Source organism: Pseudomonas kurunegalensis (assembly GCF_030291635.1).
GTDB classification, from domain to species: Bacteria; Pseudomonadota; Gammaproteobacteria; order Pseudomonadales; family Pseudomonadaceae; genus Aquipseudomonas; species Aquipseudomonas monteilii.
The window spans coordinates 2878091-2901130 of the sequence record NZ_CP127871.1 but is presented as its reverse complement, the minus strand read 5'-3'; the positions used below and the strand labels follow the sequence as shown (position 1 = coordinate 2901130).

The window sequence follows — 23040 nt, the reverse complement described above, 5'->3', positions numbered from 1 at the left end:
TTGAGGGCCCGGGGTTCGGGTTGTACTGATACGGCGTTGTTGACTAAGCAGCGGTGACAGGCTGGCCTTTGGCGGCTCGTTGACGCTTACGAGAGAGGCTCAGTGCCAGGTACGAAGCCGCAATGGCGATAATGGCTATCACGCACTGCAAGAGGCTTATTTGCATGGAGGGGTCGAATGCCATGCTGACCAGAACGGCGATGATCGAGGCGGTGACCAGCAGCGGCAGCCATGGGTGAGCCCACATAGCGAACTTCAGGCTGCCCTCTTCTACCCATTTGCGGCGCAGCTTGAGCTGCGACAGGCAGATCATCAGGTAGACAAACAAGAACACCGTGCCCGAGGAATTGATCAAGAACTGGAACACCGTATCCGGCCATAGCGCGGCAATGACCACGCAGCCGTAGCCCACCAAGGTGGAGGCAAGCACGCCACGAACCGGCACACCTTTTTTGCTCACGCCAGCAATCCAGCGAGGTGCCTCGTCATTGGAGGCCAGGACGAACAGCAAGCGCGAAGAGGTATAAAGGCCGGCGTTGAGCACCGACAGCACAGCAACCAGAATTACCGCAGTGAGCAGCTCGCCAGCGCCGGGAATGCCAATGTGCTCCAGTGTGGTCACGAACGGCGATTTGCCTGGGGTCAGGCTGGTCCATGGTTGAGCGACAACGATGAAGAAAGTGGCCAGTACAAAGAACACCAGGATGCGCAACATGACGGTGTTCACTGCTTTGCGGATGTTGCGAGTAGGGTCTTCCGATTCTGCCGCGGCGAGTGTCGCGACCTCGACACCTGTCATCGAGAAGATCACCACGACGACGCCCGTGAACAGTGCACCAACGCCGTGGGGCAAGAAGCCGCCGTGCTGTGTCAGGTTGTCAAACGTGGCAGTCGAATTCGGCCACAGATGGAACACATATGCGCCCGCCACGAGCAGGAATACGACAATAGCGGCCACTTTAACCCCGGCGAACCAGTATTCGGCCTCGCCAAAGGAGTGCACCGACATCATGTTCAGCAGGGTCATGCTGATCATGAGCCCCAGCGCAATGACCCAGACCGGAATATCCGGGAACCAGCCATTAATGATCTGGCCGCCAACCACGGCTTCAAAGCCGACGACAATGACCCAGAAATACCAGTACAGCCAACCGGTCATGTACCCCGCCGGCCGGCCAAACGCCATTCGGGCGTAATCAACAAAAGAACCTTTCGTGGGATGTGCTGCTGCCATCTCCCCGAGCATACGCATCACCAGGGCGACGATGATGCCGGTGATAGCATAGGTGAGGAACGCACCCGGACCGGTTGAGGCGATGACGGCACTGGAGCCCACGAACAGGCCGGCACCGATTACCCCGCCCAGGGCAAGCATGCTGATGTGTCGGGTTTTCAATGATCGCTTAAGGCGCGGATCATGCTCTGACTGAATGGGCATTGGGTGTCTCCTGTTATTATTTTTCAACGCTTGAACAGGAGACTAAAGCGCCTTTGCGGCACTGGAAATTGTTAAATTTTCAGGCTGACCCACCCTCGATTGTACAAATGTATGATTAAAAATTAACCGATTTAGAGGGACCTCAGTGCTGCTATGAACTAGAGGCATTGTTGAATCGCTGTTCGAGTAGTCAGCCGAGACTTGGCCCGGCTGCTAGCGTTGAATCAGCGCGTCAGTTTAGCCCTTTCAAAAGGATTACATTTTCAGATTCAAAGAAACGAATGCGGTACGACCAGGCGCAGGAGAGAACATGGGTTGATCGTCCCCATTCCAGAAGAAATTGTCGAACCACACGTACTCGTACTCCCGATCAGTCAGATTCTTGACCTGGAGGTCGATGCTCGCCGTCTCGGAGTGGGTATAGCGTACACTTGCGTCAACCACCGCATACCCTCCGTACTTCCCCTGCTCATTCAGCGAGTCGATATAGTAATCCCCTTGGGCTCTGGCTTGCAGGCCAAACCGCCAGTGGTAGTTCAGCTGATAGTCTGCCCCAAGATTGGTCATGTAACGCGGTGTCGAAAAGACTTCCTTTCCAGCCAGAGACTGGCCACCAGCGGTATATGCACTCACCACCTTCGCTTCCTGGATGGAATGGGATCCCCAGACATTCAACTTTTCAGTAATGCTCGAGTTGAACTGCAGGTCGATACCTCGTCGACGAGTCTCGCCCAAACCTACCGTAGTGCCCGTGCTCGGCATATTGGCAACCTCGTCCGTTGCATCCTGTTGCCACACGGCGATGCGCGCATCTGTGCCCATCATCGGACTAAACTTGATCCCGACCTCCTTTCCCGTGTTGATCGACGGATCAAAGCTTTTTTGTCCTGCTGTCACGTAAGCAGGAGCCGTCGAGCCGGTCAAGATCTGGAAGGTGCGGCCCCAGTTCGCATAAATACTCAGCTCAGATGTCAGACTATAAATCACACTCAGTTTGGGCTGCTGAATCCAGCCATAATCCTGTAGATCCGCATCTACCCCCCCCAGCATGTGGGTCTCGCCGTAGAACCGATCGACCCGCATAGCCGGTATGATCTTCAAGGAGTCTGTCGGTTCGATCACCGCTTGCACGTACGCTCCCAGGTTGTCCAAGGTGTAAGAATCATCATTCTGTACCCGGGCAGCAGGAACGCCGAAATCGGTGGGAACACTGTAGTTGAAGCGATAGCGACGGTACTCGTTATCCTGGTGTTCGAAGTTGACGCCTCCGTCCAGTGTCAGCCCATCAAATACGTTCCAGGTGAGATTGCTGAGCACCCCGGTCTGCTGTTCATCCCACTGCCGACGCTGACGTGGTGCGTCGCCCAGAGGGTTGCTGCTGAACGTCACCTTTCTGTCATCCACGTAGCTGTTGTAGTAAAGCTTGTTACTGAGACTCAGATCTTCCCGCATTTTCCAATCGAAATGTATAGCCAACTGCTTCATGTCGCGATCATCACCGTCATTGGCGTTGCGCGGGTCAGAGTCTCTACGGCCAGCATCTAGCTCCGCCTGAGTCATGAAGCCAGCCTCGTCAGCCTCATGATGGTAAAGACGAGCCACTAGGCCCAATTTCACCAGTGCTTCATCGTCTGTGAAAAACCACTTACCGCTCAGGGAGTACTTGTCGGACGAGTCATGGTCTCGATAGCCATCGGAGGTCTGTTTCGCCAGGAAGTAGTTCTGCGCAAAATTGCCTGACTCACGCCCCACCGCCAACTGGAGCTCGCGCGTGTTGAAGCTTCCGTAGGTCAGGCGACTATCGACGTAGTTTCCCCCCTGTCGGGTAACCATGTTGATATTTCCCGCAATATTATGAAGGCCATATCTAGGGTCGTTAGTCCCCCTAACCACCTCGATGTAGTCGATATCGAGTGGAAAGACCATATCAATGAAACGTTGATTACCACTGTTGACGTTGCTGGGCACCCCGTCGATCAATGTCTTGATACCGTTGATGTACCCCTCTCCGTTGAAAGCCCGAAAGCTTACCTTCCCAGACTCCCCCCCCATCCGCGTTTCTGTCATTTGGATCCCCGGCATCTGACCCAGGAGCTCCCAACTGTTCATGACGGCTTTGTCTTCAATCTTATCGGCACCGAGAATATCCACCGAGGAAAGGACACTGCTTCCTGCCTGGAAAGACTGGCTAGAGCCTGAACCACCATCGACATGAATCTCGCCAATAGTGATGGCCGATTCTCCTGGAGTCGCCGCCAAGGCTTCCCCTGTGCCAAGTGCTGCCAACAAGGCAAGCGGAGCCAGTTCGTTTTTCATGATTTTCCTTATGATCGCGGCCCCTCTCTAGACGAAATACCAGGTCGAGAGTAATCGCATACCTGCGTGGGCCTTCTGGAGGGGGGGGATAGCTGTTTTATGTCGATGCCACTGCCCGTTGGCAAGTGAACAGTCAGATGAGTACGCCCAAAAACAATGTTATACCATAACAATATCGAAAAACAGTGTCGCCCGCTGGAGGCTTCCAACCCTCTCACTCTCATGCAGAACTGCAGTGTGCGGCTAGTACCAGAGCTGAACGCTACCGATACGGTATGGCCAATAGCGCGGCGGCGGAGGCAGTGCGTGCTTAGTAGAAACGGGACGAGAAGAAGGCCGGTAAAGTGGCCAACCTTTACAACATATTGATGGTCGCCTTCGCCGACTCGCTGCGACCGCAGGCCCAGCGATAACACCTGGCGTTGCTCGCTGCCGAGTTCAAGCTCGCAGCTATGGCGGCTGAACCAGTGGAACTCTCCATGATTCAGCCGCCGTGCGGAAAACCAGGTCCACACCATCGCGTATGAACACCGTCATCCGATTAGCCGTGCGATTGGCAAGGAAGAACACACAATGCAGACTCGCCTCACCCTCACGTCAAAGGCGTGATCAAACGTGAAGCGCTGTCGTTTACGCGCACGACAAGTCGTCACACCTCTCACATCAACAATGAGTGTGGAGACAGCTCTTGCTTGATAAGTTTACCTGGCAGCTCAAAATGATAGCCTTGGGCACCAACGCATCACGCACCCTGTCTTAAAACTCGAAATCGTTAAGACTTAAATATCTTTAATGTCTTCATGCTTGGGCACGAGAGCCTTCATGACAGCCCAAGCAACTAGATAAGCCGACGCACAAATTGCGAACATTATCATGTAACCCGTATGGATATCGCCAACGCTTTTGTAGAAGTCAAACACCCATCCCCCAGCCTTGGTCATGACGACACCACCGAGACCACCCGCAAGACCACCAATGCCTACTACCGATGCCACCGCCTTTTGCGGAAACATGTCGGACACCGTCGTAAAAATATTGCATGACCATGCTTGGTGAGCAGAAGCACCGATGCCTATAAGCAATACCGGCACCCAGAAACTCAAGTACCCGAACGGCTGTGCCAGTAAGACGACCAGCGGAATGAAGGAAATTATGAGCATCGCTTTCATACGACCGTCGTATGGAGCATCTCCACGGGCCATGAAATAGCTGGGGAACCAACCACCACCGATACTGCCAATCATGGTCAAGCTATACAGCACGGCCAACGGCAGTACGATGTCTTGCCCCCGCATACCATATTGCGCAGCCAAATAAGTGGGCAGCCAAAATAGAAAGAACCACCACACGCCGTCGGTCATGAACTTCCCAAACGCAAATGCCCAGGTTTGGCGATAAGTGAGCAGCCTGGACCACGACACCTTGCTGACGGTTTGACTTTGACTGAGCTCTGCGCCACTCACAATCTTGTCATCCGCTCGAATGTAGGCCAATTCTGATGCCGAAAGCCGTTCCTGCTCATCGGGCTTCTTGTACAGCACTACCCAGAACCCCATCCAGACGAAGCCCAGCAAGCCGATCAGTATGAATGCCCACTCCCAGCCCCAAATCGCAGCAATGATTGGCACGCTGATAGGCGCCAGAATTGCCCCCACATTCGCGCCAGAGTTGAAAATACCCGTAGCTAAGGAACGCTCTTTCTTGGGGAAGTACTCAGCGGTTGCCTTGATAGCTGCCGGGTAGTTTCCCGCCTCACCGACAGCCAATACAGCACGCGACAGCATGAAGCCAGCGATCGAGACGGGAATGACTGCCAGGCCAAGCGCGGCGGATATCGCTGCAACTCCAGTCCCCAGAGGCACTGCAAATGCATGCATGACTGCACCTATAGACCATACAGCGATCGCAATCAAGTAAGCTTTTTTAGTACCAATTCGGTCTACGAAGCGCCCTGCAAACAGCATGGATATTGCGTAAACAAATTGGAAAACGGATGCAATATTAGCATAGTCGCTATTGCTCCACCCAAACTCGGTTGAAAGCTCTGGTGCCAACAAGCTAAGCACCTGTCGATCCAGGTAGTTCACTGTGGTCGCGAAGAACAGCATTGCGCAAATGGTCCAGCGATAATTGCCTACCGCTTGCCCCACACGCGAGGTACTAATGGGTTCATTTAGATTCATAGCATCACTTTATTATTGAATTATGCTGATGATCTCTCGACTTCAAGCGAGATCCGTTTGGTTACAAAACATTCCGTCGCAAAGATGCTCCAAAATAGTGCATTACCGACAATCCGAAACACCGACTCACTTCGAGCCAAGCGCTCACTGCCAATGATCAAACCGTGAGGAGTGACGCCCACACCACGGTGACACACGATGACTTGCGAAAGGTAAATGCGCCGGCTTACTCATTGCGTGCCTCCCATCTTGGCGTGGGTAGTGGTGGGCTGATTTTCTTCAGGTCGCACTGCTAGTAGACGTGTATGTCAGGGGGATGTCAATACGGTGGTAATATCAGTTACAAACCTCTATCCGAATTGATATGCTCTCAATGGAGGCAAGGAAATTGACATCACACCTCAAGGCAAAATTCACGCCAGGAACGATCACATGAGCAAGATTGAGCGTATAGAATTCGACACCCGCATCCATCACGCCGTAAAGCACAACGGTGTGGCCTACCTCACCGGCCAAGTCGGTACTCCAGGTGGTTCAGCGAAGACTCAAACTATTGAAATCATTGATAAAATTGAAAAACTTTTGGCGCAGGTAGGCAGTGATAAAACCAAGATTCTCAGCGCTATCCTGTGGCTGGACGACTTACGCCATTTCGACGAGGTAAACGAGGTATGGGATAGCTGGCTATCGAAAGCACACGCACCTGCTCGTTCAACCGGGCAAGCACGAATGACGCAACCGGGCATGCTGGTAGAGATCATCATAACGGCAGCCACGGACTGATCTGTTGCAGCAGAAAGGTACAATGCGGTGCCTTTCTGCTTTTAAGTGCGCAGACCGCAGCAGAATCCACCCAGTGATAGTATCACTAAGCATCAACGAGGCTCTAACAGGCTTCAGCGCAAGATCATTTCCAGAATCAGGTACCCGCACACAGCAAGCCATCAACCCAAGAGCCAAAACGCTCACGGCGCCCCTCACTTATCCTCGAAGTGACCTGCAACGACAAAACTGCCTCCCTGATACGAAATCGCTGTATCGTCGTGTGCCGGCTTCGGTACAGTAACTTCCAACGTTGGCCTGAACGACTCTGCATTATCTTGCGGTCGATAACCAAGATAAGCTGCTTTGCCATTGTCCCAGAAACTCTGATCATTCCTGGAGCAACCAAAGATAATGGTGTGGTCGACTTTCGGAACCAGCAAACAGCGCTCGATCAAATGCTTAAGGTCGGCATAGCTGAGCCATGTAGAGAGCATTCGCCAGTCGACTGGCTTGGGGAAACTGGAACCAATGCGAATGGACACACTCTCAAGGCCGAATTTGTCGAAGTAGTACTGAGCTAAACCCTCGCCAAAAACTTTGGAAACGCCGTATAGACTGTCCGGGCGTACCACACAATCTGTTTGCAGAACATCTGTTCGCTTGTGGTAACCCACAGCATGCACAGAGCTGCCCCAGATTATTCGCTTGACCTTGAGACGCCGAGCGGCCTCGTAAACGTTGTACATACCTTGGATGTTGGCGCTCATGATGTTTTCGAACGTGGACTCACGTGACACCCCGCCCAAGTGCACGATTGCATCCACATTCTCCACTGCCTGCAACACACTCTCGAAGTCGGCCAGGTCGAGCGTGACCGACTCTTCATTGCCAACAGGATCCATGATCGGCTCTCGATCAGTGATGCGCAATGCATTACACCGTTCGCGCAAGAACGGCCTGAGCTGCGTCCCGAGCCCGCCCGCCGCGCCCGTCAGCAAAATTCGATTGAAGTGAATCGTCATACGCTGCTCCATGTAGTTCTGACACTAAAAAAAGGCAGCTCACAGGGAGCTGCCAAGTGCACTAGATAGAACGCTGCAAAGGGTCACGCACCTGCCTGTGCGCGCCATCCGCATTGTTGTGCCTTCGCAGGAAACAACCGCGCTATACCTAGTAGCTCAAGAGAGCGACTTCACCATCTTGATCAAGCGCACGCAGGCCTGAGCCAAATCCGCATCTGAAGCCGCAATGGAAAGCCGAATGAAACCCGGAGCATTGAATGCCTGGCCTGGAACGCTGGACAAGCCGAACGCTTCAAGCAAGTAGTTAGCCAGGTCGCTGTCGGAATTAAGAACCGCACCGCCAGGCGCGGCGCGCCCTAGCAACCGCTCGACACCGATGAAGGCGTAAAATGCGCCGGCCGGCGGCACGTAACTCAATTCTTCGATGCCCGCGAGTCCATCGCTGATGATCTTCGCCCTGCGAGCGAAGGTAGCCGCACTGCTGGTGACAAACTCTTGATCGCCCTCCAGTGCAGCCACCGCAGCGGCTTGAGCTACTCCACACACTGACGTCACGCTTTGTGACTGCATTTTGTTGATTGCAGCGATCAGCGCTTTGGGACCAGCTGCGTATCCAACTCGCCAACCGGTCATGGCGTAGGCCTTGGACACACCATTGACCAATAACGTCCGCTCACGCAATGCAGGGCATGCGGACGCGAACGAAATGAAACGCTCATTACCTAGCAGAATGTGCTCGTAGATTTCATCCGACAGTACCAGAACCTCTGGGTACTCAAGGAGCACCTGCTCTAACGCCTGATAGTCCTGACGCGAATGGATTGCACCCGTCGGATTGGACGGCGAATTCAGCATCAGCCAACGAGTACGCGGCGTCATCGCGGCCCGCAAGGCCTCATCTGAGAGCTTGAAGCCATCCTCTTGAGCGCAAGGAACATATACCGGCACCCCGCCATGCAGCGTGACGATATCTCCATACGAGACCCAGCAAGGCGTAGGAATGATCACTTCATCCCCCGGCTCCAAGGTTGCCATGAACACATCGAACAAGATCTGCTTGGCACCGTTGGCGACGGTTATTTCGTCCAACCCATATTCCAAGCCATTGTCACGCCTGAATTTGGCGGCGATCGCTCGGCGCAAGGATTCGGACCCAGCGGCTAAACCATAACGGATGCAACCCGATCGAACGGCAGAGCTGGCCGCTTCACTAACGTTGGCGGGCGGCTCGAAGTCCGGCTCCCCCAACGATAAATCAATGATGTCACGGCCTTGCGCACGGAGCGCTTTTGCAGCCATTGCAATAGCCATGCTCGGTGAAGCCTTGATACCGGCAGAGCGACGATTCTCAAACTTCATTGCACAAACTCCCTTGTACAGCCCCCATCAACACCGGGGGCCGCATATGCCAATCAGTTAGGGGTCAGGTAGTCGTACTCAAGGTCCATTTTGGCCAGTTCGGGGTCTCGTGCAGAGGCTGGGCCATAACCGCCGCCGCCAGGCAACTCGAGGATAAGCCGGCGCCCCGCCGGTACATGCTGACGACCTTTGGCGGCCAGCAACGTGCCGTCATCAAGGTGAACTTTGCCTGGCGCACCGTCTTCTCCGCCTTCACGCCCCCGCGGCGCATTCTTCACACGATCGAACATGGCGTTGAAATAAAGCTCGTGGCCTGCTTTGGGTGAAATCTCCACGACCTGGCCCAAACCGCCTCGATACTGCCCAGCCCCACCAGACCCGTTGCGCAGCTCTTTACGCCAGAAAATCACCGGCCCGACATGCTCGGTTGCTTCGATCGACATGGACTGCACACCACTTGGGAACGCCGTGGCACTCGGCCCATCCAATTGCGGGCGAGCCCCCATGCCGCCGCTGTTGAACAGCAGCACCTCGGCACGTTGACCACCGTCGGCCGGCGCAGCCCTGCCTTGCAGCGGGCGTGCACTAATGTGCAAGTTCCACAGGGCACCAGCGCCTTCAGCCGGCACCACCCCTGGCAGCATTTTATGAATGGCCCCCAGCACAGCATCGGGGACCAGGTGACCCAGCACGTGCCGCACCGACACCGGCGCCGGGCGCTGAGCGTTGAGAATGCAGTCGGTTGGTGCAACGATTTTGAACGGTTTGAGCGACGCGAAGTTGTTAGGAATCTCCGGCGCAATCGCACACTTGATTGCGTAGCACGCGTAGGCCGCCGAATAAATCAAAGGACAGTTGATGCCTTTTGGGCTAGGCCCGGAGGTGCCGGTAAAGTCAGCGATGATGTGATCACCGCGAGTCTCAAGGCTGACCGCGATATCGATGGGCGAGTCGTAACCATCCACCCGCATCAGGTTGTCGAACTTACCCTGTGGAAGCTGCTTGAGGCACTCGATGGTAGCATCGTAGCTACGCGTGAAGATGAACTCGGCCAACCCCTCAAGATCCATGAGCTGGAACTCATCCATCATCTCCATCAGGCGTCGATGGCCGATCTCGTTACAGGCTGCAAGCGAATAAAGATCGCCCACTACCTGATCGTTTTCACGCACGTTGTTGCGGACGATATTGATCAAGTCGCGGTTGACCTTGCCGCGTTCGGCAAACTTCATGATGGGAATGAAGATACCCTCTTCGTACAGCTCGTTGGCATCGGGACCAAAGCCACGCCCCCCCACATCGACCACGTGGGCAGTGCAGGCCAAGTAGCCAATGAGTTCGCCGCTACGGAAGCTTGGCGATACCACCGTAAAATCATGCAAGTGCCCCGTGCCTTTCCACGGGTCGTTGGTAATGTAGACATCACCTTCATAGATCTGCTCGACGCCAATATCACGAATGAAGTGACCAACTGCTTCCGCCATGGCGTTTACATGGCCTGGCGTGCCAGTAACTGCCTGGGCGATCATTTCACCTGCACGGTTGAAAACGCCGGCAGACAGATCACCCGACTCACGAACACTGGTACTGAAAGCGGTCCGAATCAGGGTCAACGCCTGTTCTTCAACGACCGAAATCAAGCGGTTCCACATGATTTGCAGGTGCACATCGGAAAGTTTGAGGCTGCTCATGTCAGTACTCCGTCACGCTTGCTTGACGCGAAGCAGCAGGCAGCCATCGGCCTGCATGATGACTTCACGGCTTGCAGTGATAATGGTCGAGGTTTCACGTTCGGTAATTACAGCCGGGCCGGCTACCCAATCACCCGGCTGCATGTCCTGACGCGCAACAATGGCCGCTTGCTGGAACAGCCCCTGCTGCGAGTCGAACATTCGCCGCTCGCCACTCACCTTGGCAGCACGCGCCTTGCCAGTTACAGCAACGGCAGTCGGCGGGGCCACACGCGAAGATGCGCGCAACGACCAACTGACAATTTCAACATCCAGGCCGTCAATTACACGACCAAAGAAACGCTCGTAAGCCTCGTCAAAAGCACTCTTGAGCAGCGCACCGTCCGCGTCGTCGTACTGGCGCACAGCAACGGTCACAGGTACTTCCCAGCCCTGGCCGACGTAACGCATGAAAGCGGTACACTCCAGATCAGGCTGGGCATCAGGCGCACCCGAATAAACGAAGGAAGTCGCTTCGCTGACCAACTCGTCAATCGTTGCATTCAATGCTTTGGAATCGAAGCTACTGAAACGCGTGTTACCACTACGAATGCTTTCAAAGCCGAACGGAGCACGGAGGAAACCGATCGCAGACCCGACCCCCGCCCCCGGAGGGATGATCAGCTCATCAATGCTTAATTTCTCGCACAGTCGGGCCGCGTGTAGCGGCGCTGCACCACCGAAAGCGATCATAGTGAACTCGCCCAGCTCCTTGCCGTTTTCCACGGCATGCATTCGAGCGGCGTTGCTCATGTTCTCATCAACCATTTCGCTGATGCCAAAGGCCGCCGTGCTGCTGTCGATCCCCAGGGGCCGAGCCACGTCGATCGTCATCGCGCTATCCGAGGCATCAGTAGACAACTTGATGGAACCACCGGCGAACTCATCAGGGTCCAGACGCCCCAGCAGCAAGTCAGCGTCCGTCACGGTCGGGTTGGCGCCACCGCGCCCATAGCAAGCAGGGCCAGGCTCGGAACCTGCACTGTGCGGGCCCACCCGGATCTGACGCATAGCATCTACACTGGCAATTGATCCGCCACCGGCGCCGATCTCAACCATTTCGATCACAGGAATCGAAATTGGCATACCGCTGCCTTTTTTGAAGCGATAGGTACGCGCCACTTCGAAGGATTTCGAGGTTTTCGGTACTTGACCTTCGATCAGGCAAATCTTGGCAGTGGTACCGCCCATGTCATAAGACAATACTTGGTCAATGCCGTAGCGCGTCGCCACGTGGGCAGCGAAGATTGCCCCGCCAGCCGGGCCAGACTCAAGCAACCGCACCGGGAACTGAATCGCGGTATCTACACTGATGATCCCGCCCCCAGAGTGAATCATGAATACGGGGCAACGCAGCCCTTCAACTTCAAGGCGACCGATCAGTCGATTGAGATACGACGCAATCAGCGGCTTGACGAAGGCGTTAGCGCACACAGTGTTGAAACGTTGGAATTCGCGCATCTGAGGAGACACTTCAGCCGAGATCGACACACTCAATTCCGGCTTCTTGGCCAACAGGCGGTCCCGCACCTGGCGCTCATGGGTTGCGTTTACATAGGAATGGATGAAACCGATCGCGACGCTTTCATAGCCTGCACTGATGATGCGATCACACAGCTGGTCGACCTCTTTCATGTCCAGCGGCTGCAGCACACTGCCATCTGCAGCGATACGCTCGTTAACCACGAAACGCTCATTACGTGCCACTAACGGGGCAGGCAGCGTGATATTGAGGTCGTACTGCTCGAAGCGGCTCTCGGTGCGCATCTCGATGACGTCACGAAAACCCTGGGTGGTGATCAGCGCTGTACGCGCTCCACGGCGCTCAATCAATGCGTTGGTCGCCAAAGTAGTGCCATGGATGACCGTATCGATGTCACCCAACGAGATACCGGCGCTAGCCGTCACCTCTCGAATCCCCTTGACGATCGCCGCCTCTGGGAACGCGTAATCCGTAAGCACCTTGGTGGAATGCAGGATCTCGCCCACTTCCATCGCCACATCGGTGAACGTACCACCAATGTCCACACCAACCCTGACAGGTTTGCCATCTTTAGTCATCACATGCTCCCAACGACCGTCTTTTTTACACCCTGAACCCAAAGGCCGGGATTTCTTGGATTAATCGCTTGGGAAGTGTTATCCCAGAAATATTATCTCAAGTCAACACTCGGTGACGTGATCATATCTCGCACCCTTGCGTTCAGCCTTGCAGGTCTCGCACTCATGTGCAGGAATGAGGGTGATCGGGGATAGGTCGGAGGTCGTAGCACCAGCACAGGTGTGGTGTTACCTTGAAGGAAGGTAGGTAAGGACACTACAATCCCTTGCTGTCATCGAGAACCAACGAATTAGGTGTGAATTGAATACTTTAGTGGGGCGGACGATTGAGCACATCAAGAGCAAAATCGATCAGGATAGCCTTCAGCCCGGCGACAAACTCCCGACACTGAACCAGCTGGCGGCTGATTTGGGCGTCAGCCGGACGGTCATTCGTGAGGCTGTGATTTCGTTGAGTTCTGACGGCGTGCTCGAGTCTCGCCATGGCGTTGGGGTGTTTATCCGAAAACAGGAACAAACACCTCCCCCCACTAGCCTGACCGACGCTGTACTTAGCCCGATTTCCATGATCAAGGCTTCTTTCATGGATCTGCTGGAGCTGCGAATGGCTTTCGAAGTGCACGCAGCAGGCCTGGCAGCCAGCAGGCGCTCATGGGCTCAGGAATCGCTTATTTGGGACGCTGCCAATCAACTGGAGGCAGCTATCAGTAACGAGGATGCACTCGACGAGTGCGATGCAAAGTTTCACCGTGCCATTGCAGAAGCCACCAACAACGCTGCGTTTGTGGAATTTTTCGACCTCGTGGCTGCCCGCGTCACACCTCGCCCCGCTTTCACCAAGGCCTCTGATCCCGTCCTTGTTACACCGGATTACCTTCAGCAAACTGTCCGCGAGCATCGCGCGGTGTGCGAGGCTATTAGCGCACAAGACCCTGTGAGGGCTCAGGACGCCATGCGTGCACATTTACAGCGCGGTCATAGCCGCTACCGTAATCTTGCTGACATTTCACAAGCAACGCAGACGCAGGAAACAGAAAACCGTCATACCTGACTGTCAGAAGATTAGGCGTGTTTTGACGGCGCGAAAGGCGGCGTACCCTTTCGTAAAAATGGCGAGGGAAACCCTCGCCAAGCCGCCCTCGGCGCTATGTTCACACTTCAGCTAAAGATAAGCAGAGCGCCTTATCACGTTACTTCGCAAGCCATGCATTGAAACGCTCGTTCAACTCATCCGCATGATCGGCCCACCAGGTGGAGTCCACTTGCAGTGCCGTGGCGAAGTTCTCCGGCGTCGTAGGCAAATGCGGTTTCACATCTGCAGCAACCAACGGCTGGGAAGACTCTCGGGTCGGGCCATAGGCAATGTACTTGCTCTGGTCAGCAAGGACCGAGCTCTGGGTCGCGAAGCGAAGGTACTTGAGGGCTTCCTGCTTCTTCGGAGAACCTTTCGGAATCGTCCACACATCCATGTCGTACATCTGGCCATCCCAAATGATCTTGAACGGCTGCTTCTCTTTCACCTGCGCATCGTAGATTCGGCCGTTGTAGGCTGAGGCCATGACCACCTGCCCGTCTGCAAGCAATTGGGGCGGCTGTGCGCCCGCCTCCCACCAGATAACCTGGCTCTTGATGGTGTCTAGCTTGGCAAAGGCTCGCTCCAGCCCTTCTTCGGTTTCCAGAGTTGCATAAACTTCATCGCGCGGCACTCCGTCTGCCAGCAAAGCCCATTCCAGGTTGACTTGGGGCGCCTTGCGCAGCGAGCGCTTACCCGGGAACGTCTTGGTGTCGAAGAAGTCCTTCAGGGTAGCCGGCTGTTCGCCCTTGAATGCCTGAGTATTGAAGGCGACGGCTGTGGTCCAGACGATGCTGGCTACAGCGCAGTCAGAAAGCGCGCCGGGCAGAAAATCCTGGCTGGCGGGTTTGCCATTGGAACCTGGCGCCAGGTCCTTGTCGGGGTCTATACGCTCAAGCAGCCCTGCATTGCACGCCCTCACGGCATTGGGCAACTCCATGTCGACCACATCCCAGGTAATTTTGTTGGTGTCCACTTGGGCTTTCACCTGTGCAATGCCACCGGAGTAGTCCTCCGAGATCACCTTGATCCCCGACTCTTTGGCGAAGGGCTTGTGTACAGCCTCGATCTGCGCCGTGGCCAAGCTGCCGCCATAGGACACCACCGTGAGGCTGTCATTAGCCATCGCGATGCAGGACGCCAGCGCCGAAACTACGAAGAGAATGCTTTTCATACGGTCTTACCTTTTTGTGTTGAAGGTTATTGGCAGAAAAACCGGTTACTCACGAATCCCGCGCATGCGCAGTGACCGCCTGCGCAGGAATTCGATGGCGACGAGCAACAAGACAGAGCCCAGGATCAACAAGGTGGCAGCAGCGAGAATGGTCGGACTGATCTGCTCACGCATGCCCGACCACATCTGGCGTGGGATCGTGCGCTGCTCCACACCTCCCAGGAACAGCACGACCACTGCTTCGTCGAACGACGTCACCAGCGCGAACAACGCGCCAGAGATGATGCCCGGACGAATGATCGGAAACGTCACCCGAAAGAAGGTGTAGGTCGACGATGCGCCCAGGCTGGCCGCTGCCCGGGTCAGCGAGTGGTCGTAGCCCACCAGCGTGGCCGTGACGGTGATGATCACAAACGGCGTGCCCAATACCGCATGGGCCAGGATGATGCCGAGGTGACTCTGAGCGATGCCGAGCGTGCTGTAGAAGAAGTACATGCCCGCCGACGAGATGATCACCGGCACGATCATCGGCGAGATCAATGTTCCCATCAGCAGCCGTTTGAACGGCAGGTTCGAGCGACTGAGCCCAAGTGCCGCGACCGTCCCCAGCGCCGTGGCGATAACCGTCGCGCATGTGGCGATCAGCAAGCTGTTCTTGAACGACAGGATCCACAAAGGATCCTCCAACAACTCACGGTACCAGCGCAGCGAGAAAGCCTCAGGGTCCAGATGCAGCATGCCGCTGGTGAAGCTGAAGTACGGTTCCACGTTGAACGACAGCGGCGTGATCACGATGATCGGCAGTACCAGAAACAGCAGCACCAACAGGGCAAAACCGCGGACGCTGTAGAACCACACGCGCCCGACCGGGCCGGTATAGCTTGGAAGGCTCATGATCGATCACCCCAGTTTCATGTTGCTGATGCCGACGATGCGGTCGTACAGCCAGTAGAGGAACAGGACGATCAGCAGCAGGATGCTGCCGATGGCGGCCGCAAGTCCCCAATTGAGAGAGGACTGCATGTGGTAGGCGATGAAGTTGCTGATCATCTGGCCGGTACGGCCGCCCACCAGCGCAGGCGTGATGTAGTAGCCAATGGCCAGGATGAACACCAGGATGCCGCCAGCGCTTAGCCCGGGAAGCGAAAGTGGAAAATACACTTGCAGGAAGGTTCGCAGCGAACTTGCGCCCATGGAGTGCGCGGCGCGAATGTAGGTGTTGTCGATACTGCGCATCACGCTGTACATCGGCAGCACCATGAACGGCAGCAAGATGTGGGTCATTGCCGTGACCGTGCCGAACATGTTGTAGATCAGGTCCAGGGGCTGCGAGATGACGCCAAGGTTCAACAAAGCACTGTTGAGCACACCATTGGATTGCAGGATCACTATCCAGGCGCTGGTGCGAACCAGCAATGAAGTCCAGAACGGCAGCAGCACCAGAATCATCAGCACGTTGCTAAGTTTTGGCGGCAAGGTAGCCAGCATGTAGGCCAACGGGTAGCCCAGTACGATGCACGCCAGTGTGATACCCAAGGCTACGCCCAAGGTTTTGAGCAACACATCCACGTAGATGCGCCGGCTCTCGGGTTGGCGGGCCACGTTACCCTGGTCGTCGTATTGCAAATCGAGGGCCGCCATGTAGTGCACCCCCGAATAGGCCGGTGCCAATACCTTGAGCTGGTTCCAGGTTCCTGACTCAGCCCAGCGTTTGTCCGCCTTGATCATCAGGTCGCGATAGCCAGTAACGGGCTGAGGTGCCTTGGCCAGTTCCCGTGCGGTCCGCGCCAACAGGCTCTTCATGCCACTCTTGACCCGGTTCAGGTCCGAAGAAGCCCGCTCCAACTCACGGGACTGTTGCAGTGCCAACAGCTCCGATCCGAGAGCGGTGTAGGCCTGCTCATCCGGTAAAGCGTCGCCGTTCCACGCAGACAGGGCGCGCGACGTTTCCGGCATTGACTGCGAAAGCGTGGCGTTTTGCACGCTTCGTACAAGCATGTCGCCGATCGGCAGCAGGAAAAACACAGCGATAAATGCCAGCAGCGGCAGCACCAGCAGCAGCGAGCGCGTTTTGTTGATGCGTTCCGCGCGGGCCAGGCGCGCCTTGAGGCTGCCCGCTTGTGCGGCGTCCCCTGCACTTTCGTACGGCGTGTTCACAGAAGGTAGGACATTCATGACAAGCTCCGGATCTCTGGTAGGACGACGTCAGGCGTCAAGCGCCCGGCAATCTTCGGCCGACCAGCCAACATCAATGCAGGTACCCGGTTGTGGGCGTACGTGACCGGCAGCATTGGCGAGCTTGACGATGAATTCGTCATGCCCGGCCAGGCGCAACCGAGCACGCAGGTGATCACCGTGGTAGATGATTTCCTGAATACAGGCCGGCAACCGGTTCTCGTACAGGCCTGGTGCGGGGTCTATAGCCACGCGCTCAGGCCGAATCGAGAGCGTGGTCTTCTCGCCGCTGGCCGGCACATTGACCGAGAGCGCTTTCAGGGTGTGTTCGCCGACCCGAACCCGGCAGAAGCGGCCGTCGCGCTCAACCACCTCCCCACGCAAGCGGTTGTTCTCCCCGATGAAGCTCGCGACAAAGGCGGTTTCTGGTTTTTCGTAGAGATCAGCCGGGTTGGCTAGCTGCTGCACGACCCCATCGTTGAACACCGCAATGCGGTCGGACATGGTCAGCGCCTCGCTCTGATCATGCGTGACGTAGACCACCGTGATGCCCAGTTGCTTGGAGAGCCGCTTGATCTCGTACTGCATCTGTTCGCGCAGTTGCTTATCCAAGGCACCGAGCGGCTCGTCCATCAACACCAGGCGCGGCTCAAAGATCAGAGCCCGCGCCAGGGCGACGCGTTGTTTCTGGCCACCCGATAGCTGCGCCGGCATGCGGCTGCCGAGCTTACCCAGTGCAACCATGTCCAAGGCCTTGCGGACCCGTTCCTGGATTTCCGTACGCGAGAGATTGCGCACCTTGAGCGGAAACGCGAGGTTTTCCTCGATGGTCATGTGCGGGAACAAGGCATAGTTCTGAAACACCATACCGATGCCGCGCTTCTGCGGCGCGATGTCATTGACCGGCTTGCGGTCGATGCAGATTTCACCGTGGGTCACGGTCTCGAAACCCGCCAGCATCATCAGGCAGGTGGTCTTGCCTGAGCCGGACGGGCCGAGCATCGTGACGAATTCGCCGTGCTGAATTTCCAGGTTGAAGTTCTTTACTACGAGGTGCTCGCCGTCGTAGCTCTTTTGGACATTGCGAAAACTGACAAACGCTTCTGTTTGCATGGTTACCCCTTTCTTGTTCGGGTTGAGTGGGTGCAGGCAAAGAAGATCGGTTGGCCAGCTGCTGGCTGGCACCGCTGGTTTTTATTGTTCTGGTCGGCTCCATGCCCCATTCACGTCGAGGTCGCCAACTACGCCTCCGGCGCTCGCCACTGCCCGCTAGCGGGCTAGCCACGCGTTGAATCGCTCGTTCAGGTCATCGGCGTGATCGCTCCACCAAGCCGAATCCAGTTGCAGTGCTGTCGCGAAGTTTTCCGGGCTGGTGGGCAGGTCAGCTTTAACCCTTGGGTCGACCAGCGCCTGCGCGGAAAGCCGAGTCGGTCCATAGGCGATGTAGTTACTCTGGTCGGCCAGCACGGCGCTTTGCGTAGCGAACTTGAGAAACGCCATGGCCTGTTCTTTACGCGGATTGCCTTTGGGCAGAACCCAGGCATCCATGTCGTATACCTGGCCATCCCAGATGATCTTGAACGGTTGTTTTTCCTTCTGTTGTGCAACGGCAATGCGGCCGTTGTAGGCTGAGGCCATGGTCACCTGGCCGTCGGCCAGCAACTGCGGCGGCTGGGCCCCGGCCTCCCACCAGACGATGTCTTTCTTGATGGCGTCGAGCTTGGCAAATGCCCGCTCTACCCCTTCCTCGGTTTCCAACACCGAATACACCTGGTCACGTGGTACACCATCCGCCATCAATGCCCACTCGAGGTTGACCTGAGGGGCCTTGCGCAGGGCACGCTTGCCGGGAAAGCGTTGCACGTCGAAGAGATCGTTCAATGTCTGTGGCTGCTCGCCTGAATAGGCTTTGCTGTTGAAGGCCACTACCGTGGACCAGACGTAGTTGGCCACCCCGCATTCACTGAGTGCACCGGGGATGAAGTCCTTAGCCGCCGGGGTGCCATCTGGAGCGGGTGCCAGGTCGGCAGGGTTCAGGCGTTCCAACAAACCGGCATTGCAAGCCCGCTGGACATTGGGCAGTTCTGCATCGACCACATCCCAGGTGACCTTCTGGCTATCGACCTGAGTCTTGATCTGGGCGATCCCGCCAGAATAGTCCTCTGAAATGATGCGAGTACCAGTAGCCTGGCTATAGGGCTTATGAGCAGCCTCGATTTGCGCAGCCGCCAGACTCCCACCATAAGAAACCACGGTCAGACTGTTGGCCATGACCGGTGTCGAAAACAGAGCAATTACGAGTGGCAAAACAGCGTTGTTCATGTTCGACCCTCTCTACCGCGACTGAGAAACCCGCCAGTACCTGTGATGGAACCAGCGGATGGCGCTTCAGCACTTGATGCGTTGCATATCCGGGTCGTAGAACGCACGCAGGCTTGCCTCGACCTTGTAGCGCTTGCAGGCGACTTCGATCTCGTACTCACCTTCCTTGATCCACTCCGGCGAGATGCCGGCGTCGTTGCGCACATACCCCATCGCCACGTTGCCGCCGATGTGGTGACCATACATGCCTGAGGTGGTGCGCCCGACGATCTGGCCATTTCGGTAGATCGGCTCCTCGTGGTAGCTGGTGCCCTCGGGGTCGAGGAAACGGAACAGCACCATGCGCCGGGTCACACCCCTGCTCTTCTGCTCCTGCAACGCTTCTTTACCGATGAAGCCGCCGGATTTGTTGAAGTCCGAGGCGAACGCCAGACCGGCTTCCAGGGGCGTGTCCTCTTCCATCACGTCGTGGCCGAAGTGGCGGTAGCCCTTCTCGATACGCAGCGAGTTCAGCGCGTGGTAGCCGCAAAGCTTGAGATCGAAAGGCTTGCCGGCCTCGACGATGCGGTCGAATACATCGGGGGCGAACTCGGTCGGGATGTACAACTCCCAGCCCAGTTCTCCCACATAAGTAATCCGAGAAGCGCGAACCATGGCGTAACCAAGTTCGATCTCACGTGAGGTCGCGAACGGGAAAGCCTCGTTGGACAGGTCGTCTGCAGTGAGCGTCTGCAACAGCTCCCGCGACCGCGGTCCCATGACGCTGATCACGGCCATGGACGAGGTCACGTCGGTAATCACCACCGCAGCATCCGTAGGGGTGTTACGGCGCAGCCAGTTCAGGTCGCGGGTCTGCGTGGTCGGGCCGGTGACTACCAGGAACGCATCGTCAGCCAGCCGCGTCACGGTGAGATCTGCTTCGATGCCGCCACGCTCGTTCAGCCATTGGGTATAGACAATACGGCCAGGTGCGACGTCGATGTTGTTGCTACAGATACGGTTCAGCACCGCCATGGCATCGCGGCCCTGCACCATGATCTTGGCGAACGAGCTTTGATCGAACAGCCCTACGTTTTCACGTACCGCCTTGTGTTCGGCTGCTGACCAGGCGAACCAGTTCTGTTTACCCCAGCTGTATTGGTACTCGGGCTTCTGCCCTTGCGGAGCGAAGAAGTTGGCGCGTTCCCAGCCAGACACCTCGCCATAGCAGGCGTTGGCCTTCACCAGGCGATCATGCAGGATGCTCTTGCGCACATTGCGCGCGGTCTCGAACTGGCGGAACGGCCAGTGCATTGCATAGAGCAGACCAAGGCCTTCTGTAGTGCGGTCGTACAGGTACTTGGAGTTACCCTGGAATGGCATGTTGCGACGGATATCCACGTCCCACAGGTCCATCGGCGCATGGCCTTTGACGATCCACTCGGCCAGTACCTTGCCGGCGCCCCCCGCCGATTGAATACCCACCGAGTTGAACCCGGCAGCGACAAAATAGTTACGCAGCTCCGGGGCTTCGCCCAGGTGGTAGCGGTCATCCGGGGTGAAGCTCTCGGGGCCATTGAAGAATACCTGCAACCCGGTGCGCTCCAGGGCCGGCACCCGGCGAATGGCGTGCTCGAGGTAGGGCTCCAGGTGCTCCATGTCCGGCGGCAGTTCATCGAAGCTGAAACTGTCTGGAATCCCTTCGTGGCCCCAGGGCTTGGCATTCGGCTCAAAGGTGCCGATCAGCAGCTTACCGGCGTCGGTCTTGAAGTAGTTGCAGTGATCGAGATCGCGCAGCGTAGGCAGCACGCGGGTGAGCTCGGGCATGGGCTCGGTCACCACGTAATAGTGCTCGGCGGCATGCAGCGGTACGTTTACGCCAGCCTTCTTGCCGAAGTTACGCGCCCACATGCCCGCGCAGTTGACGACGAACTCGGCATCGATGTCGCCGGACTCGGTGACCACCCCAGCGGCCTTGCCATCCTTGATCTTGATGTCCAGCACGCGAGTGTTTTCGATGATCTTCGCGCCGCCCATGCGTGCGCCCTTGGCCAATGCCTGGGTGACATCCACCGGATTGACGATGCCGTCCAGCGGCAAGTACACACCACCGACCACATCGTCGATGTTCAGTAGCGGCCACAGCTCCAGTGCTTGCTCGGGGTTGACCACTTCGCAGGGGAAACCGCAGAGCTTCGCCATCGAAGCGCCGCGCTTGAGTTCGGTGAAGCGCTCGGCATGGGTCGCAATGCTCAGCGAGCCGTTACGCAAGAAGCCCGTCGCCTGCCCCGTTTCGGCTTCCAGCGATTCGTACAGGCCGGCGCTGTACTTGGCCAGCATGCTCATGTTGTAGGTGGCGCGCAGCGTCGGCACCAGGCCTGCCGCGTGCCAGGTGGTGCCACAGGTCAGCGTCTTGCGCTCCAGCAGGACGACATCCTTGATGCCCAGCTTGGTCAGGTGATAGGCGACGCTGCAGCCGATGACGCCACCGCCCACGATCACTACACGGGCTGAGCCCGGTACGGAATTGCTCATGATCCAGCTCCAAAATGCGGCGGGCACGCCCGCCGTGACTCGCGGGTTTAAAAGACGACAGTCTTGTTGCCGTAGACCAGCACACGGTCTTCCAGGTGATTGCGCAGGCCGCGGGCAAGCACGGTCTTCTCCACGTCCTTGCCCAGGCGTACCAGGTCATCGACGTTCTGTTGGTGGCTGACGCGCACCACGTCCTGGTCGATGATCGGGCCTTCGTCGAGGTCTTCAGTGACGTAGTGGCAAGTGGCGCCGATCAGCTTCACGCCACGGCGCGAGGCCTGGTGATAAGGTTTGGCGCCAATGAACGACGGCAGGAAACTGTGATGGATGTTGATCACCTTGTGCCGGTACTTCTCGCACAGGTTTTGCGGCAGGATCTGCATGTAGCGGGCAAGCACGATGCAATCGGCGCGGTACTCATCGATCAACGCTTCGGTCTGGGCGAAGCCTTTGGCTTTGTCGTCCTTGTCGATGTGCACCACATGGAAAGGTATGCCATACCACTCCACCAGTCCGCGCAGGTCTTCATGATTGGAGATTACGCAGGCGATGTCACAGCTGATGTCACCGCTCTTCCAGCGGTCCAGCAGGTCGGTCATGCAGTGCGAGCCCTTGCTGCACATGAGTACGACGCGCTTTTTATGCTGGCTATCTACCAGCCGCCAGTTCATTTGCAGCTCTTCGGCCAAAGGCGTTAGCTTGCGTTGCAGTACGTCATAGTCGAACGGCAGCGAGTCGGCGCGCACTACAATGCGGCTGAAGAAGCGCTGGCTTTCTTCGTCCGAATGATGGGAGGCCTCCTCGATCCAGCCGCCGTGGGTACTAAAGGCTCCGGAAACCCGGGTGACAATCCCGACTTTGTCCGGGCAATCGAAAGCGAGGCAAAAAGTACGTTTCAAGATAAGTGCT

General features: G+C 56.7%; 16 protein-coding genes. 2 read left to right on the top strand and 14 right to left on the bottom strand.

Features of this window, described 5'->3' with window-relative positions; genetic code table 11:
• Window positions 1-43 precede the first annotated feature (43 nt).
• The 3 genes from QQ992_RS12915 to QQ992_RS12905 form a co-directional block, all read right to left on the bottom strand.
• Window positions 44-1438 (bottom strand): amino acid permease, encoded by a 1395-nt coding sequence (locus tag QQ992_RS12915; RefSeq protein ID WP_286113728.1) that lies wholly within the window; start codon window positions 1436-1438, stop codon window positions 44-46.
• Between the two features lie 255 nt (window positions 1439-1693).
• The gene (locus QQ992_RS12910) at window positions 1694-3754 is read right to left on the bottom strand and encodes a TonB-dependent receptor (protein ID WP_286113726.1); all 2061 of its coding nucleotides are present in this window, start codon (window positions 3752-3754) and stop codon (window positions 1694-1696) included.
• 779 nt (window positions 3755-4533) lie between these two features.
• Complete coding sequence (locus QQ992_RS12905) at window positions 4534-5937, bottom strand: MFS transporter (RefSeq protein WP_286113725.1); 1404 nt, start codon at window positions 5935-5937, stop codon at window positions 4534-4536.
• A 432-nt stretch (window positions 5938-6369) separates the two neighbouring features.
• Here QQ992_RS12905 and QQ992_RS12900 point away from each other — a divergent pair, with 432 nt between their 5' ends.
• Window positions 6370-6720 carry a RidA family protein gene (locus QQ992_RS12900; RefSeq protein ID WP_286113724.1) on the top strand — a complete coding sequence of 117 codons (351 nt, stop codon included), beginning with the start codon at window positions 6370-6372 and terminating at the stop codon, window positions 6718-6720.
• Between the two features lie 194 nt (window positions 6721-6914).
• On the opposite strand, the gene QQ992_RS12895 is transcribed toward QQ992_RS12900, so the two are convergent.
• From QQ992_RS12895 to QQ992_RS12880, 4 genes are all read right to left on the bottom strand, one after another.
• Window positions 6915-7724, bottom strand: a complete 810-nt coding sequence (locus tag QQ992_RS12895; protein WP_286113722.1) for an NAD-dependent epimerase/dehydratase family protein — start codon at window positions 7722-7724, stop codon at window positions 6915-6917.
• Window positions 7725-7880: 156 nt separating this feature from the next.
• Window positions 7881-9083, bottom strand: coding sequence for a pyridoxal phosphate-dependent aminotransferase (locus tag QQ992_RS12890; protein ID WP_286113720.1), 1203 nt, complete (start codon window positions 9081-9083; stop codon window positions 7881-7883).
• A 53-nt stretch (window positions 9084-9136) separates the two neighbouring features.
• Complete coding sequence (locus QQ992_RS12885; protein WP_286113719.1) at window positions 9137-10774, bottom strand: hydantoinase B/oxoprolinase family protein; 1638 nt, start codon at window positions 10772-10774, stop codon at window positions 9137-9139.
• Window positions 10775-10786: 12 nt separating this feature from the next.
• Window positions 10787-12874 (bottom strand): hydantoinase/oxoprolinase family protein, encoded by a 2088-nt coding sequence (locus tag QQ992_RS12880; protein WP_286113718.1) that lies wholly within the window; start codon window positions 12872-12874, stop codon window positions 10787-10789.
• 301 nt (window positions 12875-13175) lie between these two features.
• On the opposite strand from QQ992_RS12880, the gene QQ992_RS12875 reads away from it, so the two are divergent.
• Window positions 13176-13925 carry a FadR/GntR family transcriptional regulator gene (locus tag QQ992_RS12875; RefSeq protein ID WP_286113717.1) on the top strand — a complete coding sequence of 250 codons (750 nt, stop codon included), beginning with the start codon at window positions 13176-13178 and terminating at the stop codon, window positions 13923-13925.
• 139 nt (window positions 13926-14064) lie between these two features.
• Here the strand turns inward: QQ992_RS12875 and QQ992_RS12870 are convergent, their stop codons facing one another.
• The 7 genes from QQ992_RS12870 to purU all read right to left on the bottom strand — a co-directional run bounded on the left by QQ992_RS12870 (window position 14065) and on the right by purU (window position 23030).
• Window positions 14065-15120 (bottom strand): ABC transporter substrate-binding protein, encoded by a 1056-nt coding sequence (locus QQ992_RS12870; protein WP_286113716.1) that lies wholly within the window; start codon window positions 15118-15120, stop codon window positions 14065-14067.
• A gap of 45 nt (window positions 15121-15165) precedes the next feature.
• Entirely contained in the window at window positions 15166-16014 is an 849-nt protein-coding gene (locus tag QQ992_RS12865; RefSeq protein ID WP_286113715.1) for an ABC transporter permease, read from the bottom strand.
• Window positions 16015-16020: 6 nt separating this feature from the next.
• Complete coding sequence (locus QQ992_RS12860) at window positions 16021-17295, bottom strand: ABC transporter permease (RefSeq protein WP_286113714.1); 1275 nt, start codon at window positions 17293-17295, stop codon at window positions 16021-16023.
• Between the two features lie 30 nt (window positions 17296-17325).
• The gene (locus QQ992_RS12855) at window positions 17326-18408 is read right to left on the bottom strand and encodes an ABC transporter ATP-binding protein (RefSeq protein WP_286113712.1); all 1083 of its coding nucleotides are present in this window, start codon (window positions 18406-18408) and stop codon (window positions 17326-17328) included.
• Between the two features lie 156 nt (window positions 18409-18564).
• The gene (locus tag QQ992_RS12850; RefSeq protein WP_286113711.1) at window positions 18565-19566 is read right to left on the bottom strand and encodes an ABC transporter substrate-binding protein; all 1002 of its coding nucleotides are present in this window, start codon (window positions 19564-19566) and stop codon (window positions 18565-18567) included.
• 117 nt (window positions 19567-19683) lie between these two features.
• Window positions 19684-22131 carry a GcvT family protein gene (locus QQ992_RS12845; protein WP_286113710.1) on the bottom strand — a complete coding sequence of 816 codons (2448 nt, stop codon included), beginning with the start codon at window positions 22129-22131 and terminating at the stop codon, window positions 19684-19686.
• 47 nt (window positions 22132-22178) lie between these two features.
• Entirely contained in the window at window positions 22179-23030 is an 852-nt protein-coding gene (purU, locus tag QQ992_RS12840; protein WP_286113709.1) for a formyltetrahydrofolate deformylase, read from the bottom strand.
• Between the last annotated feature and the right edge of the window lie 10 nt (window positions 23031-23040).

Bases quoted from the DNA above. Each gene is read 5' to 3' on its own strand.
- QQ992_RS12915 (WP_286113728.1), bottom strand. From the start codon at position 1,438: ATGCCCATTCAGTCAGAGCATGATCCGCGCCTTAAGCGATCATTGAAA.
- QQ992_RS12860 (WP_286113714.1), bottom strand. From the start codon at position 17,295: ATGAATGTCCTACCTTCTGTGAACACGCCGTACGAAAGTGCAGGGGAC.
- QQ992_RS12870 (WP_286113716.1), bottom strand. From the start codon at position 15,120: ATGAAAAGCATTCTCTTCGTAGTTTCGGCGCTGGCGTCCTGCATCGCG.
- QQ992_RS12905 (WP_286113725.1), bottom strand. From the start codon at position 5,937: ATGAATCTAAATGAACCCATTAGTACCTCGCGTGTGGGGCAAGCGGTA.
- QQ992_RS12865 (WP_286113715.1), bottom strand. From the start codon at position 16,014: ATGAGCCTTCCAAGCTATACCGGCCCGGTCGGGCGCGTGTGGTTCTAC.
- QQ992_RS12880 (WP_286113718.1), bottom strand. From the start codon at position 12,874: ATGACTAAAGATGGCAAACCTGTCAGGGTTGGTGTGGACATTGGTGGT.
- QQ992_RS12895 (WP_286113722.1), bottom strand. From the start codon at position 7,724: ATGACGATTCACTTCAATCGAATTTTGCTGACGGGCGCGGCGGGCGGG.
- QQ992_RS12845 (WP_286113710.1), bottom strand. From the start codon at position 22,131: ATGAGCAATTCCGTACCGGGCTCAGCCCGTGTAGTGATCGTGGGCGGT.
- QQ992_RS12890 (WP_286113720.1), bottom strand. From the start codon at position 9,083: ATGAAGTTTGAGAATCGTCGCTCTGCCGGTATCAAGGCTTCACCGAGC.
- QQ992_RS12910 (WP_286113726.1), bottom strand. From the start codon at position 3,754: ATGAAAAACGAACTGGCTCCGCTTGCCTTGTTGGCAGCACTTGGCACA.
- QQ992_RS12855 (WP_286113712.1), bottom strand. From the start codon at position 18,408: ATGCAAACAGAAGCGTTTGTCAGTTTTCGCAATGTCCAAAAGAGCTAC.
- QQ992_RS12850 (WP_286113711.1), bottom strand. From the start codon at position 19,566: ATGGCCAACAGTCTGACCGTGGTTTCTTATGGTGGGAGTCTGGCGGCT.
- QQ992_RS12900 (WP_286113724.1), top strand. From the start codon at position 6,370: ATGAGCAAGATTGAGCGTATAGAATTCGACACCCGCATCCATCACGCC.
- QQ992_RS12885 (WP_286113719.1), bottom strand. From the start codon at position 10,774: ATGAGCAGCCTCAAACTTTCCGATGTGCACCTGCAAATCATGTGGAAC.